General features: G+C 67.1%; 22 protein-coding genes and 4 tRNA genes. 20 read left to right on the plus strand and 6 right to left on the minus strand.

What is annotated here, in order from left to right; all coding sequences use genetic code 11:
• Positions 1-29 precede the first annotated feature (29 nt).
• Genes LKO27_RS01820 through mptB form a run of 4 tightly spaced genes read left to right on the plus strand, consistent with a single transcriptional unit; the run spans position 30 to position 2,745 of the window.
• A complete protein-coding gene (locus LKO27_RS01820) occupies positions 30-416 on the plus strand; it encodes an NADH-quinone oxidoreductase subunit B (protein WP_227735197.1) in 387 nt (128 codons plus the stop codon).
• Positions 409-951 carry an NADH-quinone oxidoreductase subunit C gene (locus LKO27_RS01825; protein WP_227735198.1) on the plus strand — a complete coding sequence of 181 codons (543 nt, stop codon included), beginning with the start codon at positions 409-411 and terminating at the stop codon, positions 949-951. Before LKO27_RS01820 ends, LKO27_RS01825 begins: the two co-directional genes overlap by 8 nt.
• Positions 948-1,253, plus strand: coding sequence for a 4Fe-4S binding protein (locus LKO27_RS01830; protein WP_227735199.1), 306 nt, complete (start codon positions 948-950; stop codon positions 1,251-1,253). The genes LKO27_RS01825 and LKO27_RS01830 overlap by 4 nt, the downstream gene beginning before the upstream one ends.
• The gene (mptB, locus tag LKO27_RS01835; RefSeq protein WP_227735200.1) at positions 1,246-2,745 is read left to right on the plus strand and encodes a polyprenol phosphomannose-dependent alpha 1,6 mannosyltransferase MptB; all 1,500 of its coding nucleotides are present in this window, start codon (positions 1,246-1,248) and stop codon (positions 2,743-2,745) included. Before LKO27_RS01830 ends, mptB begins: the two co-directional genes overlap by 8 nt.
• Here mptB and LKO27_RS01840 read toward each other — a convergent pair.
• Together LKO27_RS01840 and LKO27_RS01845 are read right to left on the minus strand one after the other, a co-directional pair.
• Positions 2,721-3,614: an exodeoxyribonuclease III gene (locus tag LKO27_RS01840; protein ID WP_227735201.1), complete on the minus strand. Its 894-nt coding sequence runs from the start codon at positions 3,612-3,614 to the stop codon at positions 2,721-2,723. The two genes, mptB and LKO27_RS01840, sit on opposite strands and share 25 nt — an antisense overlap.
• 9 nt (positions 3,615-3,623) lie before the next feature.
• On the minus strand, positions 3,624-4,115 hold the full coding sequence (locus tag LKO27_RS01845; RefSeq protein ID WP_227735202.1) for a YajQ family cyclic di-GMP-binding protein: 492 nt from the start codon (positions 4,113-4,115) through the stop codon (positions 3,624-3,626).
• A gap of 99 nt (positions 4,116-4,214) precedes the next feature.
• Here LKO27_RS01845 and LKO27_RS01850 point away from each other — a divergent pair.
• From LKO27_RS01850 to rplA, 13 genes are all read left to right on the plus strand, one after another.
• Positions 4,215-4,300, plus strand: a tRNA-Tyr gene (locus LKO27_RS01850).
• Between the two features lie 136 nt (positions 4,301-4,436).
• Positions 4,437-4,509: transfer RNA gene (locus LKO27_RS01855), tRNA-Thr, on the plus strand.
• A 35-nt stretch (positions 4,510-4,544) separates the two neighbouring features.
• Positions 4,545-4,617, plus strand: a tRNA-Met gene (locus LKO27_RS01860).
• Positions 4,618-4,659: 42 nt separating this feature from the next.
• Positions 4,660-4,830, plus strand: coding sequence for a 50S ribosomal protein L33 (rpmG, locus tag LKO27_RS01865; RefSeq protein WP_227735203.1), 171 nt, complete (start codon positions 4,660-4,662; stop codon positions 4,828-4,830).
• Positions 4,831-4,905: 75 nt separating this feature from the next.
• On the plus strand, positions 4,906-5,331 hold the full coding sequence (locus LKO27_RS01870; protein WP_227735204.1) for a MaoC family dehydratase N-terminal domain-containing protein: 426 nt from the start codon (positions 4,906-4,908) through the stop codon (positions 5,329-5,331).
• The gene (locus LKO27_RS01875) at positions 5,324-5,740 is read left to right on the plus strand and encodes a MaoC/PaaZ C-terminal domain-containing protein (protein ID WP_227735205.1); all 417 of its coding nucleotides are present in this window, start codon (positions 5,324-5,326) and stop codon (positions 5,738-5,740) included. The genes LKO27_RS01870 and LKO27_RS01875 overlap by 8 nt, the downstream gene beginning before the upstream one ends.
• 61 nt (positions 5,741-5,801) lie before the next feature.
• On the plus strand, positions 5,802-6,872 hold the full coding sequence (locus tag LKO27_RS01880; protein ID WP_227737184.1) for a UDP-N-acetylmuramate dehydrogenase: 1,071 nt from the start codon (positions 5,802-5,804) through the stop codon (positions 6,870-6,872).
• A gap of 98 nt (positions 6,873-6,970) precedes the next feature.
• Positions 6,971-8,071, plus strand: a complete 1,101-nt coding sequence (locus LKO27_RS01885; RefSeq protein ID WP_227735206.1) for a glucosaminidase domain-containing protein — start codon at positions 6,971-6,973, stop codon at positions 8,069-8,071.
• 122 nt (positions 8,072-8,193) lie between these two features.
• A tRNA-Trp gene (locus tag LKO27_RS01890) sits at positions 8,194-8,266 on the plus strand.
• Positions 8,267-8,347: 81 nt separating this feature from the next.
• Positions 8,348-8,899, plus strand: a complete 552-nt coding sequence (secE, locus tag LKO27_RS15465) for a preprotein translocase subunit SecE (RefSeq protein ID WP_227735207.1) — start codon at positions 8,348-8,350, stop codon at positions 8,897-8,899.
• The gene (gene nusG, locus LKO27_RS01900) at positions 8,896-9,723 is read left to right on the plus strand and encodes a transcription termination/antitermination protein NusG (protein ID WP_227735208.1); all 828 of its coding nucleotides are present in this window, start codon (positions 8,896-8,898) and stop codon (positions 9,721-9,723) included. The genes secE and nusG overlap by 4 nt, the downstream gene beginning before the upstream one ends.
• Before the next feature lie 78 nt (positions 9,724-9,801).
• Positions 9,802-10,227 carry a 50S ribosomal protein L11 gene (gene rplK, locus LKO27_RS01905; protein WP_227735209.1) on the plus strand — a complete coding sequence of 142 codons (426 nt, stop codon included), beginning with the start codon at positions 9,802-9,804 and terminating at the stop codon, positions 10,225-10,227.
• A 91-nt stretch (positions 10,228-10,318) separates the two neighbouring features.
• A complete protein-coding gene (gene rplA, locus LKO27_RS01910; RefSeq protein WP_227735210.1) occupies positions 10,319-11,023 on the plus strand; it encodes a 50S ribosomal protein L1 in 705 nt (234 codons plus the stop codon).
• A 111-nt stretch (positions 11,024-11,134) separates the two neighbouring features.
• Here rplA and LKO27_RS01915 read toward each other — a convergent pair whose 3' ends face one another.
• From LKO27_RS01915 to LKO27_RS01930, 4 genes are all read right to left on the minus strand, one after another.
• Entirely contained in the window at positions 11,135-12,127 is a 993-nt protein-coding gene (locus LKO27_RS01915) for a magnesium transporter CorA family protein (RefSeq protein WP_227735211.1), read from the minus strand.
• Between the two features lie 104 nt (positions 12,128-12,231).
• Complete coding sequence (locus tag LKO27_RS01920) at positions 12,232-12,999, minus strand: amino acid ABC transporter ATP-binding protein (RefSeq protein ID WP_227737185.1); 768 nt, start codon at positions 12,997-12,999, stop codon at positions 12,232-12,234.
• Between the two features lie 32 nt (positions 13,000-13,031).
• Positions 13,032-14,060: an amino acid ABC transporter permease gene (locus LKO27_RS01925; RefSeq protein WP_370629923.1), complete on the minus strand. Its 1,029-nt coding sequence runs from the start codon at positions 14,058-14,060 to the stop codon at positions 13,032-13,034.
• Positions 13,981-14,889 (minus strand): ABC transporter substrate-binding protein, encoded by a 909-nt coding sequence (locus tag LKO27_RS01930; protein WP_227735213.1) that lies wholly within the window; start codon positions 14,887-14,889, stop codon positions 13,981-13,983. The genes LKO27_RS01925 and LKO27_RS01930 overlap by 80 nt, the downstream gene beginning before the upstream one ends.
• Positions 14,890-15,213: 324 nt before the next feature.
• Here LKO27_RS01930 and rplJ point away from each other — a divergent pair, with 324 nt between their 5' ends.
• The 3 genes from rplJ to rpoB all read left to right on the plus strand — a co-directional run bounded on the left by rplJ (position 15,214) and on the right by rpoB (position 20,081).
• The gene (gene rplJ, locus LKO27_RS01935) at positions 15,214-15,852 is read left to right on the plus strand and encodes a 50S ribosomal protein L10 (protein WP_227735214.1); all 639 of its coding nucleotides are present in this window, start codon (positions 15,214-15,216) and stop codon (positions 15,850-15,852) included.
• A 50-nt stretch (positions 15,853-15,902) separates the two neighbouring features.
• Positions 15,903-16,298, plus strand: coding sequence for a 50S ribosomal protein L7/L12 (gene rplL / locus LKO27_RS01940; RefSeq protein ID WP_227735215.1), 396 nt, complete (start codon positions 15,903-15,905; stop codon positions 16,296-16,298).
• A gap of 303 nt (positions 16,299-16,601) precedes the next feature.
• The gene (rpoB, locus tag LKO27_RS01945) at positions 16,602-20,081 is read left to right on the plus strand and encodes a DNA-directed RNA polymerase subunit beta (RefSeq protein ID WP_227735216.1); all 3,480 of its coding nucleotides are present in this window, start codon (positions 16,602-16,604) and stop codon (positions 20,079-20,081) included.
• Positions 20,082-20,117 lie beyond the last annotated feature (36 nt).

Here is a 20,117-nt window from a genome sequence, read left to right on the forward strand (position 1 = left end):
GCATCCGCCAGGGGCCGTAGGATTTGCCCATGCTCGCGGTGAAGGACTGGTTCGGGGACTCCTCGGTGTACGTGCTCGACGTGCCCCTGGCCTGCTGCGCCATCGAGTCCCAGTCCGCTGCCGGTCTGGTCCCCGAGGTGGAGGTGCCTCCGGGCGCCAAGCTGGTGGTGGCGCTGTCGGGTACGATCACGCACGCCGTCGCCCCCGCAGTCCGGGAGCTGATCTCGTCCCTGCCCAGCAAGCCGGTGGTGGTCTCCTTCGGGTCGTGCGCCTGCGTCGGCGGACCCTACTGGGACTCCTACTCGGTCGCCAAGGGTGCCACCGACGTCGGGATCGAGGTGGACCGGTTCATCGCCGGGTGCCCGCCCCCGCCCGAGGCACTCACCGCGGTGCTCGAGGAGGTGCGCATTGGCTGACTCGGAGGTGCGAGTCGTGGACGCCGCGGACTGGTACCGCAGCGTCGAGGCCGCTTCGGCCCAAGGGCATGACTTCCTGAACAACCTGACCGCCGTGGATGAGGTGGGGCGCAGCAACCACATCCGCGTCGTGCTGTTCCTCGACGACGTCCGCGCCGTGCGCCGGCTCCGCCTGGAGACGCTGGTGGACCGCGACGACTGTGAGCTGGCCGGCATTTCATCCCTGTTCCCCGGGGCGGCGTGGCTCCAGCGGCAGGTGCGCGACTTCTTCGGGGTGCACTTCACCGGCGACGACCTGCGTCCCCTCCTGAACCACGGCGGCGGAGCCCCCCTGCGCAAGGATTTCCTGCTGGAACCGCGAGTGCAGGGGAGGTGGCCGGGTGCCCTCGAGCCGGGGGAGTCGGACGCCAGCCCGAGTCGTCGCCGCCTCGTCCCACCGGGCGTTCCGGAGGAGGGCCTGCTCGACAACCCCGACGCGACGGCGGCCGACATCGCCGTCTCGGCTGCCGGTACCCGCGTGAGGAGGGGGCGATGAGCGTCGTGCATGGGTCGATCGCCCTGATCGAGGATCGCTGCACCTCCTGCATGATCTGTGCCCGGGAGTGCCCTACCTGGTGCATCGAGCTGACCTCCCACACGGAGAAGTCCTCCCCGGCGCCGGGAGCCCGCGAGCGCACCCACAACGTGCTGGACACCTTCACCATCGACTGGGCCCTGTGCATGTACTGCGGTGTGTGCATCGAGCAGTGCCCGACCGACGCCCTGGTCTGGGACGGGGCCCACGTGCCTGCCACATCCCGGCTCTCCGACCTGCTGCACGGCCTCGCCGGTGGCTAGACCGAACGCGACGCTTGCATTCTCCGACCTCCGGCAAGCAGTCGCCACGCGTGCGGTCAGGTTCGGTTTCCTCGGTTCGCTGCTGATCCTGCTCGGGTCGCTCAGCCCCGCGTACCTTCCCCAGGTCTCACCCGTCTGGGAGGTCCTCTACCAACTCCGGCTGGACGGGCCGATCTCCAAGATGGTCGGCACCATCCTCACGATGGTCGGACTGGCCCTGCTGCTGGAGTCCTGGCTCCGGCTCCGGCCGGCTCGCCGTCGCCTGCGCGGCCTGCCCCAGCTGCGCCACTGGGCAGTGCTCCTGGTGATCGGCTTCCCGCTGTTGTTCGGACCCCCGATCTTCTCCCACGACGCCTACTCCTACGCGGCCCAGGGATGGATGCTCCACAACGGGGTCAACCCGTACAGCGTCGGCCCGGGGGTGCTGCCGGGATCCTTTGCCGACCAGGTGGCCTGGGTGTGGCGTGACACCCCGGCGCCGTACGGCCCATTGGCGCTGCGCATGAGCCACTGGCTGGTGGTGGTGGCGGGGTTCGACCCCGTCATCTCCGCCCAGTTGATGCGCATCCCGGCGCTGATCGGTGTCGCGCTGATCGGGCTGCTGGTTCCGAGGATCGCCGGGCGGGTGGGCGTTGATCCTGCTGCGGCCAGTTGGTTCGCCGTGCTCAACCCCATCCTTGTGATCGACTTCATCGGGGGCATGCACAACGACGCGCTGATGACCGGTCTGATGCTGCTCGGGATCTGGGTCGCGCTGCAGTACCGCAACTGGTGGGCGGGGGCGATCATCGTCGGCGTCGCAGCCGCCATCAAACAGCCGGCGTTCCTGGCCGCCGTCGCGCTTCCGTTCCTGGTGACGCCCTGGACGTCGTGGCGCTACCCGGCGGTGATCCGGGCCCTCGCCCGGGCACTGCTGTCGCTGGGGATCGCCGTCGCAGTGTTCGCCGTGCTGAGCACTGTGACCCGGCTCGGGTTCGGGTGGGTCAACGCGGTGAACGTGCCGGGGATGGTGGACACGGTCTCGCCGTTCAGCGTGCTCGGGCACCTCGTCCAGATCCCGCTCAACTTCTTCGGGCTCGACCCTGGCGGCCGCACCGCCGTCACAATCGCCCGGGGTATTGGCCTGGGCGTCGCCGCGGCGGGAATCGTGTGGCTGGCCGTCCGGCACCTGGGACAGCGTCCGCTGCACTTCGTGTCCTGGTCGTTGCTGCTGTTCGCCATCTGCGCGCCCGCGATCCACTCCTGGTACGTCGTGTGGGGTGCCGTCCTGTTCCCGATGACGAAGCCCTCAAACCGCTGGCTGCGCGTGGCCATCGTCGCCACCGCCGTGCTCCTCGGTTACGCGGCCATGAACTTCGCGCTGCGCAACGGGCCCTGGCTGCTGGGGCTGCTGCTGGTCTGGACCATCTACGAGTCCCTGAAGACCCACGAGCTGAACCAGGACTGGGACGCCCCCGTGGAGGGACCTCAGCCCAGCCGGGCGACGTCGTAGTCGACGAGCACGGGACAGTGGTCGCTCATCCGTGCCTCGTAGCTGGCCTCGCGGGCGGTGTGCTGACCGATCGCCGAGCGCGCCAGCCGGGGGGAGGCGAGGTGGTAGTCGATGCGCCAGCCGACGTCGCCCGAGAACGACTGCCCGCGCCACGACCACCAGGAGTAGGGGCCTTCGGCGTCGGGCTCCAGGTGCCGCACGACGTCCACCAGCCGCCTGGAGCCCACCACGCCGCTGAACCAGTCCCGTTCCTCGGGCAGGAAGCCCTCGGAGTTCTGGTTGGTGCGCCAGTTGCGCAGGTCCTGGCGCGTGTGGGCGATGTTGAAGTCCCCCACGACGACGAACTCGCGGCCGCCCGCGGCGGCTTCACGGCGCGACGCGGTGAGCAGCCGCGCGAAGCCGCGCAGGAACCGCAGCTTGCGTTCGTACTTGTCCCGTGAGCCCGGTTCCTTGGGCCAGGAAGCCCCCTTGGGGACGTACACCGACGCCACGCGGACGGGCGCGTCGGCGAGATCCACCTCGACGTAGCGGCCCTCGTCGGCGAACGGCGCGAGATCCCGGTTGCTGATCCGCTCCGCCCCGGCCTGGGCCAGCGCCCCACCGGGGGTGGCCTGCCAGACGGTTCCCGAGAGGGTGCGCACCCGCGACGGGGCCACGCGGGTGAGGACCGCGACGCCGTTGCGCCCGGCGAGCAGGCCCGGCTCCAGTGCGACGTGGTAGGGCCCGAAGGCCCCCTCGGGCAGATCCTCGACGCGGCACCGGACCTCCTGAAGGCCGATGACGTCGGTGTCGGTCCCGTCCCAGAAATCGGCCGCACCCCGTCGGAGTGCGGCCCTGATCCCGTTGACGTTGTGGGTGCCCAGTCTCAAAGTCGCGCCTCAGCGGTAGTTGGTGAACTGGACGGCGAACTCGTAGTCGGCGTCCTTGATCAGCTTCTGCACCGTCTGAAGGTCGTCGCGGGACTTGCTGGAGACCCGCAACTCCTCTCCCTGCACCTGGGTCTTGACGCCCTTGGGTCCCTCGTCGCGGATCAGCTTGGCGATCTTCTTGGCGTCCTCGGTCTTGATCCCCTCCTTGGTCACCGCGGTGATCTTCCACAGCTTGCCGGACTGGCGGGGCTCGCCGGCGTCCAGCGCCTTGAGGCTCACGCCGCGCCGCACGAGCTTGGTCTGGAAGACGTCGAGGATCGCGTTGACCCTGTCCTCGGAGACGGCCGCCATCTCGATGGCCTCGCCGGACCACTCGATGGAGGCGTCGGTGTTCTTGAAGTCGAAGCGCTGGCGGACTTCCTTGGCGGCCTGGTTCAGGGCGTTGTCGACCTCCTGGCGGTCGACCTTGCTCACGACGTCGAACGAGCTCTCGGATGCCATGGTTCCTCCTTGGGGCCGTGGATGATGGCGCCCATTGTGCCAGTTTTGCTGCGGGGGCCACTTCTTCGGTAAGCTCTTGCGTCGCTGGGCAACCAGCGCGGCAGGTTGCCCGAGTGGCCAATGGGAGCGGACTGTAAATCCGTCGGTGTACGCCTACGCAGGTTCGAATCCTGCACCTGCCACCAGGCCTCGAATCGGATGGGTTCGGGGCCTGTTCACTGCTCGGAGCGGCCTTCGACGGCCACCGATCCGAGCGTGGATCCCCTCCCGGGACTGATTTGGGAGGGTGTGGGAACTTGTTGTATGTTTGGTCGTCGGCTGGCCCCTATAGCTCAGTAGGCAGAGCGTCTCCATGGTAAGGAGAAGGTCTGCGGTTCGATTCCGCATGGGGGCTCTGTTCCTTCCCGGGCACCCTCGGGGTCGAACATCGACGGGGTAGCTCAGTCGGTAGAGCAAGCGGCTCATAATCGCTGTGTCGCGGGTTCAAGTCCCGCCCTCGTCACCGTCACAGCCATAGCGTCGAACCGCCGAAACGAGGAACATCATGGCCAAGAAGGGATCGGACATCCGTCCGAAGATCACGCTTGCCTGCACTGAGTGCAAGGAGCGCAACTACATCACCAAGAAGAACCGGCGAAATGACCCGGACCGACTGGAGCTGAAGAAGTTCTGCCCCCGCTGCCGCACCCACCGTGCGCACCGCGAGACCCGCTGACCTTCCAAGCACGAAAGCGACGGCCGTCCCCGAGCGGGGGCGGCCGTCGTCGCGTCCACTGGGTAGCCTGAAGCCATGCCGATCACACCCGAGAACGCCGGCCGCACCTATCCGCCGGCTCCCCCCTACCGGGTCAGCCGCGCCAAGATCGCCGAGTTCGCGATCGCGGTGGGCGACAACAACCCCGCCTACTTCAGCGACCGCCCCATCGCCCCTCCCACGTTCGCCGCGGTCATCGCCGCCCAGGCCTGGGGTGCACTGTTCGATGACGCGGAGTTCGGCCTGGCGCTGCACCGCACGATGCACGGGGACCAGTCCTTCGAGATCCACCGGCCACTGCGGGAGGGCGACGACGTCGTCGCGAGGTTGACCATCGAGCGGGTCCGCAACCGCGGGAACCTGGACATGGTGAGCATCGCCGTGGACCTGTCCGTCGACGGGCAGACGGCCGTGACCGCCCGCTCCACGCTGATGCACACGCAGGAGGCTCGTCATGACTGAGCTCGCGCGCGTCGCAAAGGGCGACCAGCTGCCCGAGTTGCGGATCCTGGTGACGCGATCAACGGTGGTGCGTTACTCGGGCGCCTCCACCGACTTCAACGAGATCCACTTCTCCGACCGGCACGCCCGCGCGCTGGGGCTGCCCGGCGTCGTCGCGCATGGCATGTGGACCATGGGTGCCGCGTTGCGGATCATTACGGACTGGGTGGGTGACCCCGCCCGCGTCCTGCACTATTTCGTCCGCTTCACCCGCCCGGTGGTGGTCCCCGACGACGACGAGGGCGTGGAGGTGGTCGTCAACGCCACCGTCACCGATGTCGCCGACGGCGTGGCGAAGCTGGCCCTGACCGCCGTCTGCGGAGACGAAGCCGTGCTGGGTGCAGCTCGTGCCGAGGTGCGCATTGACTGAGGCCAAACTGCCCCTCTTCGAGGGCCTCGAGCCGACCGGCACCGGTCGGGCCTCCTGTGAGGTGACGTTCCAGTCGCACTCCGGCCGGCAGGACCGGGGACCGGACTCGAACCTGCTGGCGCACCACACCACGTTGAGGGTGGGCGGGCCGGCCGCGCGCTTCGTCGTCGCCACCGATGACCGCACGCTGGTGGACACCGTGGCCGACTGCGACGCCCGCGGTGAACCCGTCCTGGTGCTCGGGGGCGGTTCGAACTTGCTGGTGGCCGACGCCGGATTCGACGGCACCGTCGTCCGCGTGGCCACCAAGGGCATGGAGGCGACGGTGTCCGACTGCGCCGGCTCGTCGGTCCAGGTGGCCGCGGGGGAGAGCTGGGACGAGTTCGTCGCCCACACCGTCGACCAGGAGTGGGCCGGACTCGAAACCCTGTCGGGCATCCCGGGACTCGTCGGCGCGACGCCGATCCAGAACGTCGGGGCCTACGGCTCGGACGTCTCCCAGACCATCGCCTCCGTGCGGACCTGGGACCGGCAGCTGCGCACGCAGAAGACGTTCATGCCCTCGGACTGCGGCTTCGGGTACCGCACCTCCCGGTTCAAGGAAGAGCCGGGCCGCTACCTGGTGCTGCGCGTGACCTTCCAGCTCAGGCTGGGAGACCTCAGCGCCCCGATCGCCTACCCGGAGTTGGCCCGTGCCCTCTCGGTTGAGGTCGGGGACCGCGTGCAGGCCCGCCTGGTGCGCGCCGCGGTGCTTGCCATCCGCCGGTCCAAGGGCATGGTCCTCGACGCCGATGATCCGGACACCTGGAGCGCCGGCTCGTTCTTCACCAATCCGATCCTCGACGCGGCGGCCGCGGACAAGTTGCCGGCCGAGGCGCCGAGGTTCCCGGCGGGGGAGGGACGGGTGAAGCTCAGCGCAGCCTGGCTGATCCAGAACACCGGGTTCTCGAAGGGGTACGGCAACGAGCGTGCCTCGCTTTCCACCAAGCACGTCCTGGCGCTGACCAACCGGGGTTCGGCCAGTGCCGCGGACCTCGTCGAACTGGCCCGTGAGGTGCGTGCCGGAGTGGACGCGCGGTTCGGAGTCGAGTTGGTGCCCGAGGTCAACCTGGTCGGCACCTCGCTGGGGTGAAGCGGAGGTTCAGGTGGCTTTCGCCCACGGCGAGGGCTGGGATAGCTTTTCCGTGGAGGCCTGCGTAGTCGCGGCCCTGTTGAACCGGAAGGACGACCGTGCGCCCCCCTCGCAGAATCCTCGTTGCCCTCGCCGCGACCCTGGCGCTGAGCCTGTCGGCCGTCGTTCCGACGGTGACCCCGGCGGTCGCCGAGGGTCCGGCGCCGCTGGCCGTGGACTACACCGCCACGTTCATCCGGGACCTGGTGCCAGCCGCGCAGCAGAACGAGCGCAGCACGGGGATTCCCGCGTCGGTGACCATCGGCCAGGCTGCGCTGGAGACCGGCTGGGGCCGGTCGAAGATGTCCAAGCCGCCGATCAACAGCTACTTCTCGATCAAGTGCACAAAGTACGTCTCTCCGTACCAGAGCGGTTGCATCGACATCGAGTCGATGGAGCAGTACGCCAACGGCGTCGAGTACGCCCAGGTCTCGCCCTTCCGCACCTACCTGACCGTCGGTGACTCACTGCTCGACTACGGCCGACTGCTGACCAGCAACACCCGCTACGCGCCGGCTTTCAAGTACACGAGCAACGCCGACCAGTTCATCCGCGAGATCCACAAGGCCGGTTACGCGACCGACGTCGACTACGCCGACAAGGTCATCAGCATCATGAAGCGGTACAACCTGTACGCCTACAACCGCCAGCCGATGCCCCCGGGGATCGTCTCCGGGTACAACCCCGACTGGTTCCCCAAGCCGCTGCCGGCCAACCCCGCCAAGCCGGCGGCCGTGCCTGAGTTTGTCCCGGGGCCGGATTTCCCCGCCTACGCCATCGGGGCCCGCGAACAGGGGGTCTACACTCTGCAGTACCTCCTGAATGTCGAGCTCAACACCGCTCTTGTGCTGGACGGCATCTTCGGGGTGGCCACCGACGACGCTGTCCGGGAATGGCAGAACCGCGTCGGGGCCAAGCCCACCGGTGTGATGGACGACGAGACGTGGCAGGAACTGCTGCCCAGGCTGAGCCCGGGCGCGCGGGGGGCCGCGGTCTCAGCCGTGCAGTTGGAGTTGCGGCAGGCAGGGTTCAGCGTGCCGGTCACGGGTGTCTTCGACGCCACCACGACCGAAGCCGTGAAGGCTTTCCAGCGTTACCAGCACATCCAGCCGTCGGGAGTCGTGGGCACCGTGGTGTGGGCGCGGTTCCTCGACTGGTGATGATTCCGGGCCCGTCCCGGTTCGACTAGCCGGGGGAAAGTGGCCTATCATTGGGGTCCTGGCGAAGTTTGCCCATGATTCGACGTGCCCCGAGCACGCGGACGCGGGCAGCGGAGTCATGAAGGGTAGTAGCTCAACTGGCAGAGCAGCGGTCTCCAAAACCGCAGGTTGGGGGTTCGAGTCCCTCCTGCCCTGCGAAGCAGTCCGAAACTGTTTCACAGGCGCCTACCGCCCCTAGGGCGGAGGCATTTTGTTTGTTGACCGAAGGGTGAGCGCGTGAGCGACAAGACTCCTGATTCGGAGGAGTTCCCGGAACTCGCCGAGACTGAGTCGGCCGAGGGGCTGGAAGGCGGGGCGGTTGAGGCCGCCGACGTCGAGACCGGCGACCCCGCGGACCGTACCGCCACCGGGGTGCCCCGCAGGACTGCCAAGGCTCCCGTCCGTAAGAAGGATCTGTCGCCCGAGGCCGATGACGCGGAGATCGCCCGCTTGGAGGACAATTTCTCCGACGAGGACAATCGCGCTGCCGCCTCGGCCGTCCGCGGCGCACGGAGCACCGCCCAGGCCCCGGTGAAGAAGAGCGTCGCGACGCGCAAGCGCTCGGACTCCGAGCGGGAGGAGACGGACCCCTACGGCGCCGCCAACCCTGCCCGGTTCGTCGCCCAGTCCGCGGGCGAGCTGAAGCAGGTCGTGTGGCCCACGTGGCCGCAGCTGGTCAGCTACTTCTCGGCTGTCCTGGTGTTCGTGTTGTTCTTCATCGTCTTCATCGGCCTGCTTGACCTGTTCTTCGGCTGGGGTCTGCTCAGCCTGTTTGGAGATGACCGATGAGCGAAACTGAAAACGAAGGCCAGGAGTACGAGATCGACCTGGGCGCATTCGAGCCGGTCCAGGAGGAGAGCGACGACCTGGAGATCGACCTCGGGCTTGGTGAGGTCGAGGCCGAACCCCAGGACGAGCAGCAGGTGGATCTGGACCTCCCCACGGCGGACGAGGCCGCCGCCGACGCCGAAGCAGAGGCCGAGGAGGACGACGCCACGGCTGCGGCCATCGCCACGCTGCGCGAGGAACTCGAGTCCAAGTTCGGAGAGTGGTACGTCATCCACACGTACTCGGGCATGGAGAACCGAGTCAAGCAGAACGTGGACTCCCGCGCCCAGTCCCTCAACATGGAGGACTACATCTTCGAGACGGTCGTGCCCACCGAGGATGTCGTCGAGATCCGCAACAACACCCGCAAGACCGTCACGCGCTGCGTCCTGCCCGGTTACGTCCTGGTCCGGATGGACCTCACGGACGAGTCCTGGGGCGTCGTGCGCCACACGCCTTCCGTGACCGGCTTCGTCGGCCACGGGCAGACGCCCGTCCCACTCAGCGTGGACGAGGTCGTCAAGATGCTCACCCCGTCCGTCGTCGCCAAGGTTGCCGCCGAATCCAGCGGCAAGTCGGCCTCGCAGCGGGGCAAGCGGAAGGTCGAGGTCGTCGACTTCCAGGTCGGCGACTCCGTCATGGTGACCGATGGACCCTTCACCGGTGTCCATGCCACGATCACCGAGATCAACGCCAACACCCAGCGGCTCCGGGCTCTCGTCGAGATCCTGGGCCGTGAGACTCCTGTCGACCTCGAATTCCGTCAGGTCGAGAAGGTCGTCTAGACTGGATCGTTGCGCCCGGTCCCGGGCGGGGCGTCGCCCGAGCGGGACCAAGTTCCACATCAACCCATAAGGACCCCAATGCCTCCCAAGAAGAAGGTGGCGGCCCTAGTCAAGGTCGCCCTGCAGGCCGGCTCAGCCACGCCTGCACCGCCGGTCGGTACCGCTCTCGGACCCCACGGCGTCAACATCATGGAGTTCGTCAAGGCGTACAACGCCGCGACGGAGTCCCAGCGCGGCAACGTCATCCCCGTCGAGATCACCATCTACGAGGACCGCACGTTCACCTTCATCACGAAGACCCCGCCCGCCGCCGAGCTCATCAAGAAGGCCGCCGGGCTGCCCAAGGGCTCCGGCAACGCACTCAACAAGGTCGGCAAGCTCTCCAAGGACCAGGTCCGCGAGATCGCCACCACCAAGCTGCCGGACCTCAACGCCAACGACGTCGAGGCCGCCATGAAGATCATCGAAGGTACTGCCCGCTCCATGGGCATCACCACCGACTGATCCCCTTTTCCGATCTGCCTGGCAGGGGAGTGCCCCCAAACCAGGAACTGGTGAATCAGCTCGCGAGGCTGACAACGAACAAGGAACCAGCATGAAGCACAGCAAGGCTTACACCGCGGCCGCCGAGAAGCGCGTCGAGGAACAGCTCTACAGCCCCGAGGAGGCCCTGCGCCTCATCAAGGACATGGCCTCGGCCAAGTTCGACGAGACCGTCGAGGTCGCGCTCCGGCTCGGCGTCGACCCCCGCAAGGCGGACCAGATGGTGCGCGGCACGGTCAACCTTCCCCACGGCACTGGAAAGACGGCAAGGGTCCTCGTCTTCGCATCCGGTGAGAAGGCCGAAGCCGCCCTCGAGGCCGGCGCCGACGAGGTCGGCACCGACGAACTCATCAACAAGGTCGCCGGTGGCTACCTCGACTTCGACGCAGTCGTGGCCACCCCGGACATGATGGGCAAGGTCGGCCGTCTGGGTCGCGTCCTCGGCCCCCGTGGCCTCATGCCGAACCCCAAGACGGGAACGGTCACCATGGACGTCGCGAAGGCCGTCACTGACATCAAGGGCGGCAAGATCGAGTTCCGCATCGACCGCCACGCCAACCTTCAGTACATCATCGGCAAGGCCTCCTTCTCCCTCGAGCAGCTGGCTGACAACTACTTCGCCGTGCTCGACGAGGTCCTGCGGCTCAAGCCGTCCTCGTCGAAGGGGCGCTACCTGCGCAAGGTGGCCCTCTCCTCCACGATGAGCCCCAGCGTTCACGTCGACGGCTCAGCTGTGAAGCCCGCCGAGGCTGCCTGACACACCCCGAATCACCAGACAGGGCCGGAACCGAATTGGTTCCGGCCCTGTCTGTGTCCTGCGGCGACGTGGCCGATCCCGGGCGAGCGGCCAAACCGGCAGGGGATTGCGCTACAGCCAGTCGTGCCGCTTGAAGAGCAGGTAGAGGAGCCCGATACCCAGCACGGTGAGCGTGATCGAGAACCACACGCCCGTCGCGTCCCCGTACCCGGGGAACGGCAGGTTCTGACCGAACCAGCCCGTGATGGCGGTGGGTACGGCGATTATGGCGCCCCAGCCTGCGAGCTTCTTCATGATGGTGTTGAGCCGCGCGTCGGTCAGGGACAGGTTGGTCTCGAACGTCGAGGTGACCAGGTCCCGCAGTGACTCGGTCCACTCGGCCGCGCGCAGGACGTGGTCCTCGAGGTCGTCGTACCACGGCCGCAGGGTGGGGGAGTCAATCCCCGGATGCCGCAGCAGGCCGTTGACCACTTCACGCATGGGCAGCACGACCCTGCGCAGCGCCACCAGGTCCTTTCGGAGCACGTAGACCCTGCGTGCGAAGTGGGTTCCGGTGGCGAGCTCGTTGAACAGGACGTCCTCGAGCTCCTCCAGTTGCTCGTCGAGCTTCTCGATGGCCTCGAAGTGGCCGTCGACGACCGCGTCCAGCAGGCCGTGCACAAGCGCGCCCGACCCTGCTGCCAGCAACTGCGGGTCGGACTCCCACTGTTCCGCGACGGATGCCATCGCGAAGTGGTCGTCCAGGCGGATGGTGACCAGGGCGTGTGGCAGGAGCCAACCGGAGATCCGGCTCAGACGGACCCGGCTGCGGGCCTCGTCGTCGGCCGGGACCACGGCGTAGACCGTGAAGAACAGGTGCGACTCGTGGCGGATGAGCTTCGCGCGCTCCTTGGGGGCAATTGCGTCCTCGACGGCGGTGGGCGGGAGCCCGAGTTCGGCCGCGATCTCAGCCAGGTCTGCGGGCGAGGGCGACAGCATGTCTATCCACACCAGTGTGTTGCTGTTGCGGGCGGCTCCGGCGAGTTCCTCGCGGGTGAGTTGGTCGTCGGTGCGCTTGCCGGCGAGCCATGAACGGCTCGAGACGATGGTGTCCATGTCGACCATCGAAGCACCTCAGCCCGATGAGCGTGTGATCAGGTCCCTGTCGCCGAGCGTGAGGAGTCCTCGCGCGGCGGTTGAGGCGTCGGCCGTCCTGCGCTCGTCAACGCTCACAGGACCTTCGCGAAGAATTCCTGCGTGCGTGGGTTCTGGGGAGCGCCGATCACCTGTGAGGCGGTACCGCGCTCGACCACCAGGCCGTCGTCCATGAAGACCACCTGGTCGGCCACCTCGCGGGCGAATCCGACCTCGTGGGTGACGACGATCATCGTCATGCCCGACTGCGCCAGGTCCTTCATGACGGCGAGCACCTCACCCACGAGCTCGGGGTCCAGTGCCGAGGTCGGCTCGTCGAACAGCATCAGGTCGGGCTCCATCGCGAGTGCGCGGGCGATGGCGACGCGTTGCTGCTGGCCACCGGAGAGCTGTGCGGGGTAGTGGTCGCTGCGGTCGGCGAGCCCGACGCGGTCGAGGAGTTGGCGCGCCTGTTCCTCGGCCTGGGCCCTGCTGCGGCCACGCACCTTGCGGGGTGCTTCCATCACGTTGGCCAGTGCCGTCATGTGCGGGAAGAGGTTGAAGCGCTGGAAGACCATGCCGATCCTTGAGCGCTGCTTGGCGATCTCGGCGTCGGAGCGGTGGTGCAGCACGGGCTTGCCATCCCGGCCCGGCGCCTCCCGCAAACCGACGAGATCACCCTCCACCCAGATCCTGCCGGCGCTGATCTCCTCGAGCGCGTTGATGCAGCGCAGGAGGGTGGACTTGCCCGAGCCCGAGGGGCCGAGCAGGACCGCGACCTCGCCGGGCTGCACTGTTAGGTCCACTCCGCGCAGGACGTGCAGGTCGCCGAAGAACTTGTGGAGGCCGGATACCCGCACCATTGCCGTCCGGTCCTGCCCGGTCGCGTCGTCGGTCATGGGGTCACGTCCAGGAAGGGGTCGGCCTTGGCGGTGCCTGCGGCCAGGATCGCCTGCTGCCGGCGCGACATCCCGCGGGTGGAGCCCGGGGTGGCGTCACTGCCGTCGAAGCCTCGTCCGTAGTAGGCCTCCAGGTAGTGCTGCCCCACCATGAGCACAGATGTGATCACGAGGTAGTAGATGGCCGCGACGATCAGCAACGGGATCGGGAGGAAGGTCTGGTTGCCGATGGCGTTGGTCACGAACGTGAGTTCCAGCGTGAACGGGACGGCAAGAACCAGCGAAGTGGTCTTCAGCATCGAGATGGTCTCGTTTCCCGTGGGTGGCACGATGACGCGCATCGCCTGCGGGACGATGATGCGGCGCAGGGTGGTGGAGCGTTTCATGCCGAGGGCCGAGGCGGCCTCCCACTGCCCCTCGTCGACGGAGTTGAGGCCGGAGCGCACGATCTCCGAGAGGTAGGCCCCCTCGTTCAGTCCCAGCCCGAGCAGGGCCGCGACGCCGGCGTTGATGACATCGGAGGTGGTGAAGACGAAGAACTCCGGTCCGAAGGGGATGCCCAGACTGAGCCGCGGGTACAGCACCGAGATCAGGCCCCAGAACACCAGTTGGGTGTAGACCGGCGTGCCGCGGAAGAACCAGATGTAGGCCCAGGCAACGCCGTTGAGGATCGGGTTTGTGCCCATGCGCATGACCGCGGTCGTGACCGCGAGGACGATCCCGATGACCATGGAGCCCAGCGTGAGGAGCAGGGTCCAGCCGACGCCGGTGACCACGCGGGGGTCGAACAGGTACTCACCGACCACGTCCCACCGATAGTTGGGGTTGGTCACGAGGCTGTTGACCAGCATGGCCACCAGCACGAGCACGACCGCCGCCCAGACCCACCGGCTGGGCCGGGGGACGGGGCGGGCCTGGATCAGCTCCGGATGCCGGGACATGGGATCAGGGGTGCACTTCGGCGGTGGTGAGGATGGCGTCCTCGGTGCCCCAGCTGGTGAGGATGGCCTCCCACGTGCCGTCATCCATCAGGTGCTGCATGGCGGCGCGCATGGCCTCGGTGAGTTCGGCGTCGTCCTGCGCGACGACGATGCCCTGCGGGGCGGAGTCACGGACTCCGCCGACGACCTCGAGTTGCTCGTTGGTGAGGGCAACGGCGTAATTGCTGACGGTGGAGTCGGCGTACATGGCGTCGGCCTTGCCACCGACGACGTTGGTCGTGACGTCGGACTGGCTCGGGTAGGTGAGCACTTCGATGGCCTCCTCGCCCGCGGCCGTGCACTCCTCGGAGAAGGCTGCGAGTTCCTCCTCCTGCCAGGTCCCGGTCTGGACCCCGATCGCGGTGCCGCAGACATCGTCGGGGTCGAAGCCGGCCGGGTTCCCGGCCTTCACTGCGTACGACGAGCCCACGGTGATGTAGCTGATCATGTTGTAGTTCTCGGTGCGCTCGTCGGTGATGGTGAACGAGGAGATGCCGACGTTGTACTTGGTGCCGATGCCCGGCAGGATCGAGGCGAACTCGGCTGCGGAGACCTCCGACTCGAGGCCCAGCACGTTGCCGAGCGCTTTCCCGAGGTCCACGTCATAGCCGATGGCTGTCTGCAGGTCCTCCGCGCGGAACTCGGCGGGCGCGTAGTCGATGGCGGCGCCGATCACGAGCTTGCCCGAGTCCGCGACGTCCTGCGGCAGGAGGGCCGCGATCTCGTCCACCTTCTCGACGCCCGAGACGTCGTAGGAGCGGTCCGTCGCCGACCCTGTGGTCTCCTGGGGCCCGGCCTCCTCGGTGGTGGTCGAGCACGCGGTGAGCGCTAGGGCAGCGAGGGCGGCTGCCGCGATGAGGGAGCGAGGACGCATCAGGTCTCCTTGTTGTTGTCTGGCCAAGGGATGAGAATATCCCAGCGACGGTGGCCCGCCCGCATCGGGACCCCGCAGCCGGGGGTTCGTCCGATTTGGCCGTGGGCCCGGTGCGCGGGTAAGGTTTGCCGAGCCGAAGACCGCAGGTGACTAAGTCTTGATTGCCCTCTGGGCGCCCGCGCAGGTGATCGCAAGTGTTCCACGGTTCTGCCGTGCCACCCCGCGCCACCAGGTGACGGGGTCTTTTCTTTTCCTGGGGTCTCTTCGGCGCCGGAGTGCCCTACCGGGGTGCGCCGGCTGTCCACAGGAAGGAAAGGAGACCAAATGGCGAGGCCGGACAAGGCTGCCAAGGTCGCTGAGCTGACAACCCAGTTCAGCGAGTCCACGGCGGCAGTGCTAACCGAGTACCGCGGTCTCACCGTTGCCCAGCTGCGCGAACTGCGCCGCTCGCTCGGTGAGGACGCCACCTACGCCGTTGCGAAGAACACCCTTGCCGCGATCGCAGCCAAGGAAGCCGGTGTCGAGGGCGTCGAAGACTCCCTGACCGGCCCCACTGCCATCGCGTTCATCCGGGGTGATGTCGCCACCGCCGCCAAGCGGCTGCGCGACTTCGCAAAGGCCAATCCGTTCCTGGCAATCAAGGGCGGCGTCATGGACGGACAGTTCCTCGACGCCAAGACGGTTCTGAAGCTTGCTGACCTCGAATCCCGCGAGGTCCTGCTGGCGAAGATGGCGGGTGCCCTCAAGGGCAACCTGTCCAAGGCCGCTGGCACTCTGGCAGCTCCGCTGTCGAAGAGCGCCCGCCTGTTCGGTGCCCTCCAGGGTGCCGCCGAGGCCAACCCGTCCCTCATCGGTGGTGCAGGCTCCGCGCCGGCTGCCGAGGCCACGAACGACGACGCCGCCGAAGGCGACGTCACCGCCGCCGACGCGGCAACCGAAGCAGCTGCTGACGCTGCGGAATGATCCGCCTGCAGCGAGCACGCTGCTGCGCATAGACGAAAGGAACGCCCAACATGGCGAAGCTCAACAAGGAAGAACTCCTTGACGCGTTCAAGGAAATGACCCTCATCGAACTGTCCGAGTTCGTGAAGCTGTTCGAGGAGACCTTCGAGGTCACCGCTGCCGCCCCCGTGGCCGTTGCCGCAGCCGCTCCCGCGGCTGGTGGTGGCGACGACGCCGGCGCCGAGGAGGCTGGCTCCGACAAGGTCGACGTCATCCTGACCGCTGGCGGCGACAAGAAGATCGCCGTCATCAAGGAGGTCCGCGCGCTGACCTCCCTCGGTCTGAAGGAGGCCAAGGACCTCGTCGAGGGTGCTCCGAAGCCCGTCCTGGAGCAGGTCGACAAGGAGACCGCCGCCAAGGCCAAGGAGGCCCTCGAGGCCGCCGGTGGCTCGGTGGAGGTCAAGTGACCTTGGTCTGACGACCAGGATCCGCACGAGTGGCCCGTTCCCTTCGGGGGGCGGGCCACTGTCGTCCCAGGCGTGGCGCCATCCGCCACTTTGTGGCGTGGGGGCATGGCATCTGTCTGAGGTCTCGGTTATGCTTGCCGCAGATCAACGTTGATCCCCCCGAGCATGGTCACCGGGTTGCCGATTTGATCGGTCTGGCCTATAGTGGTTTTTTGCCCTGCTATGCAAACGTGCCCCGTCATTTGACACGGGCCTTTTGCTGTGCGAAGAACCAGCTTCTCGCGTTCTTGGAAGGACCGAATCTTGGCAACCTCGCGCTCTGCGTTGAAGAACACCAATGTCGTATCGACCAGTGGTCGGATCTCGTTCGCGAAGATCCACGAGCCGCTCGAGGTCCCAAATCTGCTTGACCTACAGATCGACGCCTACAACTGGCTGATCGGAAACGAGGAGTGGCGCAAGTCCGTCGAGGAGCGCCTGGCTGCCGGACGTACCGACGTCAACACCCGCTCCGGCCTCGAGGAGATCTTCGAGGAGATCTCGCCCATCGAGGACTTCAACGAGACGATGTCCCTGTCGTTCCGTGACCACCGCTTCGAGCAGCCCAAGCACAGCATCGAGGAGTGCAAGGACCGCGACGTGACCTACGCGGCCCCGCTGTTCGTGACCGCAGAGTTCGTCAACAACGACACTGGTGAGATCAAGAGCCAGACCGTCTTCATCGGCGACTTCCCGCTGATGACGGACAAGGGCACCTTCATCATCAACGGCACCGAGCGCGTCGTGGTCTCCCAGCTCGTGCGTTCCCCCGGCGTCTACTTCGAGCAGACCCCCGACAAGACCTCGGACAAGGACATCTACTCCTGCAAGGTCATCCCTTCGCGCGGCGCCTGGCTCGAGTTCGAGGTCGACAAGCGAGACATGGTCTTCGTCCGCCTGGACCGCAAGCGCAAGCAGAACGTCACCGTGCTGCTGAAGGCGCTGGGCTGGTCGGAGGACAAGATCCTTGAGGAGTTCGGGGACTACGAGTCCATGCGGCTCACCCTGGAGAAGGACTCCGTGCACACCCAGGACGAGGCGCTCCTGGACATCTACCGCAAGCTGCGCCCGGGTGAACCGCCGGCGCGTGACGCGGCGCAGGCGCTGCTGGAGAACTACTACTTCAACCCCAAGCGCTACGACCTGGCCAAGGTCGGCAGGTACAAGATCAACAAGAAGCTGGGTCTGGAACTGCCCTACGACCAGCAGGTCCTCACCATCGACGACATCGTGGCCGCCATCAAGTACATCGTGGCGCTCCACGAGCACAAGGAGGACCTGGACGGCGTCCCCGTCGAGGCCGACGACATCGACCACTTCGGCAACCGTCGTCTCCGCACAGTCGGTGAACTCATCCAGAACCAGCTCCGCACCGGGCTGGGCCGCATGGAACGCGTCGTGCGTGACCGCATGACCACCCAGGACATCGAGGCCATCACCCCGCAGACCCTGATCAACATCCGGCCCGTGACGGCCGCGTTGAAGGAGTTCTTCGGCACCTCGCAGTCGTCGCAGTTCATGGACCAGAACAACCCCCTCGCAGGCCTGACGCACAAGCGTCGCCTCTCGGCCCTGGGCCCAGGCGGCCTTTCCCGTGACCGCGCCGGCATGGAAGTCCGAGACGTCCACCCGTCGCACTACGGCCGCATGTGCCCCATCGAGACCCCTGAAGGCCCCAACATCGGCCTCATCGGCTCGCTGGCCACCTTCGCACGGGTCAATGCCTTCGGCTTCATCGAGACGCCCTACCGCAAGGTCGTCGACGGCATGGTCACCGACCAGATCGACTTCCTGACCGCCGACGAGGAGGACCGCTACGCGGTCGCCCAGGCCAACGCCGCGCTGGATGATCAGGGTCGCCTCACCGAGGATCGGGTGCTCGTGCGCATCAAGCACGGTGACGCGGACACGGTTCCCTCCTCCGAGGTCCACTACATGGACGTGTCCCCGCGCCAGATGGTCTCCGTCGCAACCGCGCTGATCCCGTTCCTGGAGCACGACGACGCGTCGCGTGCACTCATGGGTGCCAACATGCAGCGGCAGGCTGTTCCGCTGATCCGCAACGAGGCCCCCTTCGTCGGCACCGGCATGGAGTACCGCGCCGCCGTCGACGTCGGTGACGTCACCGTCGCCAAGAAGGCCGGCGTCGTGCACAGCGTCTCGGCGGACCTGATCGAGATCGCCAACGACGACGGCACCTACACCACCTGGAAGCTGGACAAGTTCGTCCGGTCCAACGCGGGCACCTGCATCAACCAGCGTCCGCTGGTCGCTGCCGGTGACCGGGTCGAGGTCGGCACGCCGCTGGCCGACGGCCCCTGCACCGAGCAGGGCGAGCTCGCGCTCGGCAAGAACCTGCTCGTCGCGTTCATGCCCTGGGAGGGTCTGAACTACGAGGACGCCATCATCCTGTCCCAGCGGATCGTCCAGGACGACGTCCTCACCTCGATCCACATCGAGGAGCACGAGGTCGACGCCCGCGACACCAAGCTGGGCGCCGAGGAGATCACCCGCGACATCCCCAACGTCTCCGACGAGATGCTGGCGGACCTGGACGAGCGCGGCATCGTCCGCATCGGCGCCGAGGTCTCCGCGGGAGACATCCTCGTCGGCAAGGTCACGCCCAAGGGTGAGACCGAGCTGACCCCGGAGGAGCGCCTGCTGCGCGCAATCTTCGGCGAGAAGGCGCGCGAGGTGCGCGACACGTCGCTGAAGGTGCCCCACGGCGAGAGCGGCACCGTCATCGGCGTCCGCGTCTTCGACGCCAGCGAGGAGGACGACGAGCTCCCGCCCGGCGTCAACCAGCTGGTCCGCGTGCACGTCGCCCAGAAGCGCAAGATCTCCGACGGTGACAAGCTCGCCGGACGCCACGGCAACAAGGGCGTCATCTCCAAGATCCTGCCCGTCGAGGACATGCCCTTCATGGAGGACGGCACCCCCGTCGACATCGTCCTGAACCCGCTGGGTGTCCCTTCCCGAATGAACCTTGGACAGGTCCTGGAGAACCACCTCGGGTGGATCGCCAAGACCGGCTGGGACGTCACGGAGGTCCAGGAGGAGTGGGCGCAGCGCCTGCGGGACGTCGGCCTGGGTCGAGTCGAGGGCGACGCCAAAGTCGCCACGCCCGTCTTCGACGGTGCGAGCGAGACCGAGATCAGCGGCCTGCTGGGCCACTCCCTGCCCACGCGTGACGGTGAGCGGCTGATCGACGAGGGCGGCAAGGCCCGCCTCTTCGACGGGCGCTCCGGTGAGCCCTACCCGGAGAAGATCGGCGTCGGCTACATGTACATGCTGAAGCTGCACCACCTCGTCGACGACAAGATCCACGCCCGCTCCACCGGACCGTACTCGATGATCACCCAGCAGCCGCTGGGCGGCAAGGCACAGTTCGGTGGCCAGCGCTTCGGTGAGATGGAGGTGTGGGCACTCGAGGCCTATGGCGCAGCCTGGGCCCTGCAGGAACTCCTCACCATCAAGTCCGACGACGTGCCGGGACGCGTGAAGGTCTACGAGGCGATCGTCAAGGGCGAGAACATTCCGGAGCCGGGTATTCCGGAGTCGTTCAAGGTGCTCGTGAAGGAGATGAAGTCGCTGTGTCTGAACGTCGAGGTGCTCTCCGACGACGGCCGGATCATCGACCTGCGTGATTCTGAGGAGGACCTCCGCTCTGCTGAGGACTTCGGGATCGACCTGGGCAGGCGCCCCGGTGGTGACAACGGATTCATGGACGTCGGCGAAGTCTGAGTTCCGCTCAGTCAACCCTGCCGGGCTCGCCCGGTG

Origin of the sequence: Tessaracoccus sp. OS52 (genome assembly GCF_020687685.1) — a bacterium.
GTDB lineage: Bacteria > Actinomycetota > Actinomycetes > Propionibacteriales > Propionibacteriaceae > Arachnia.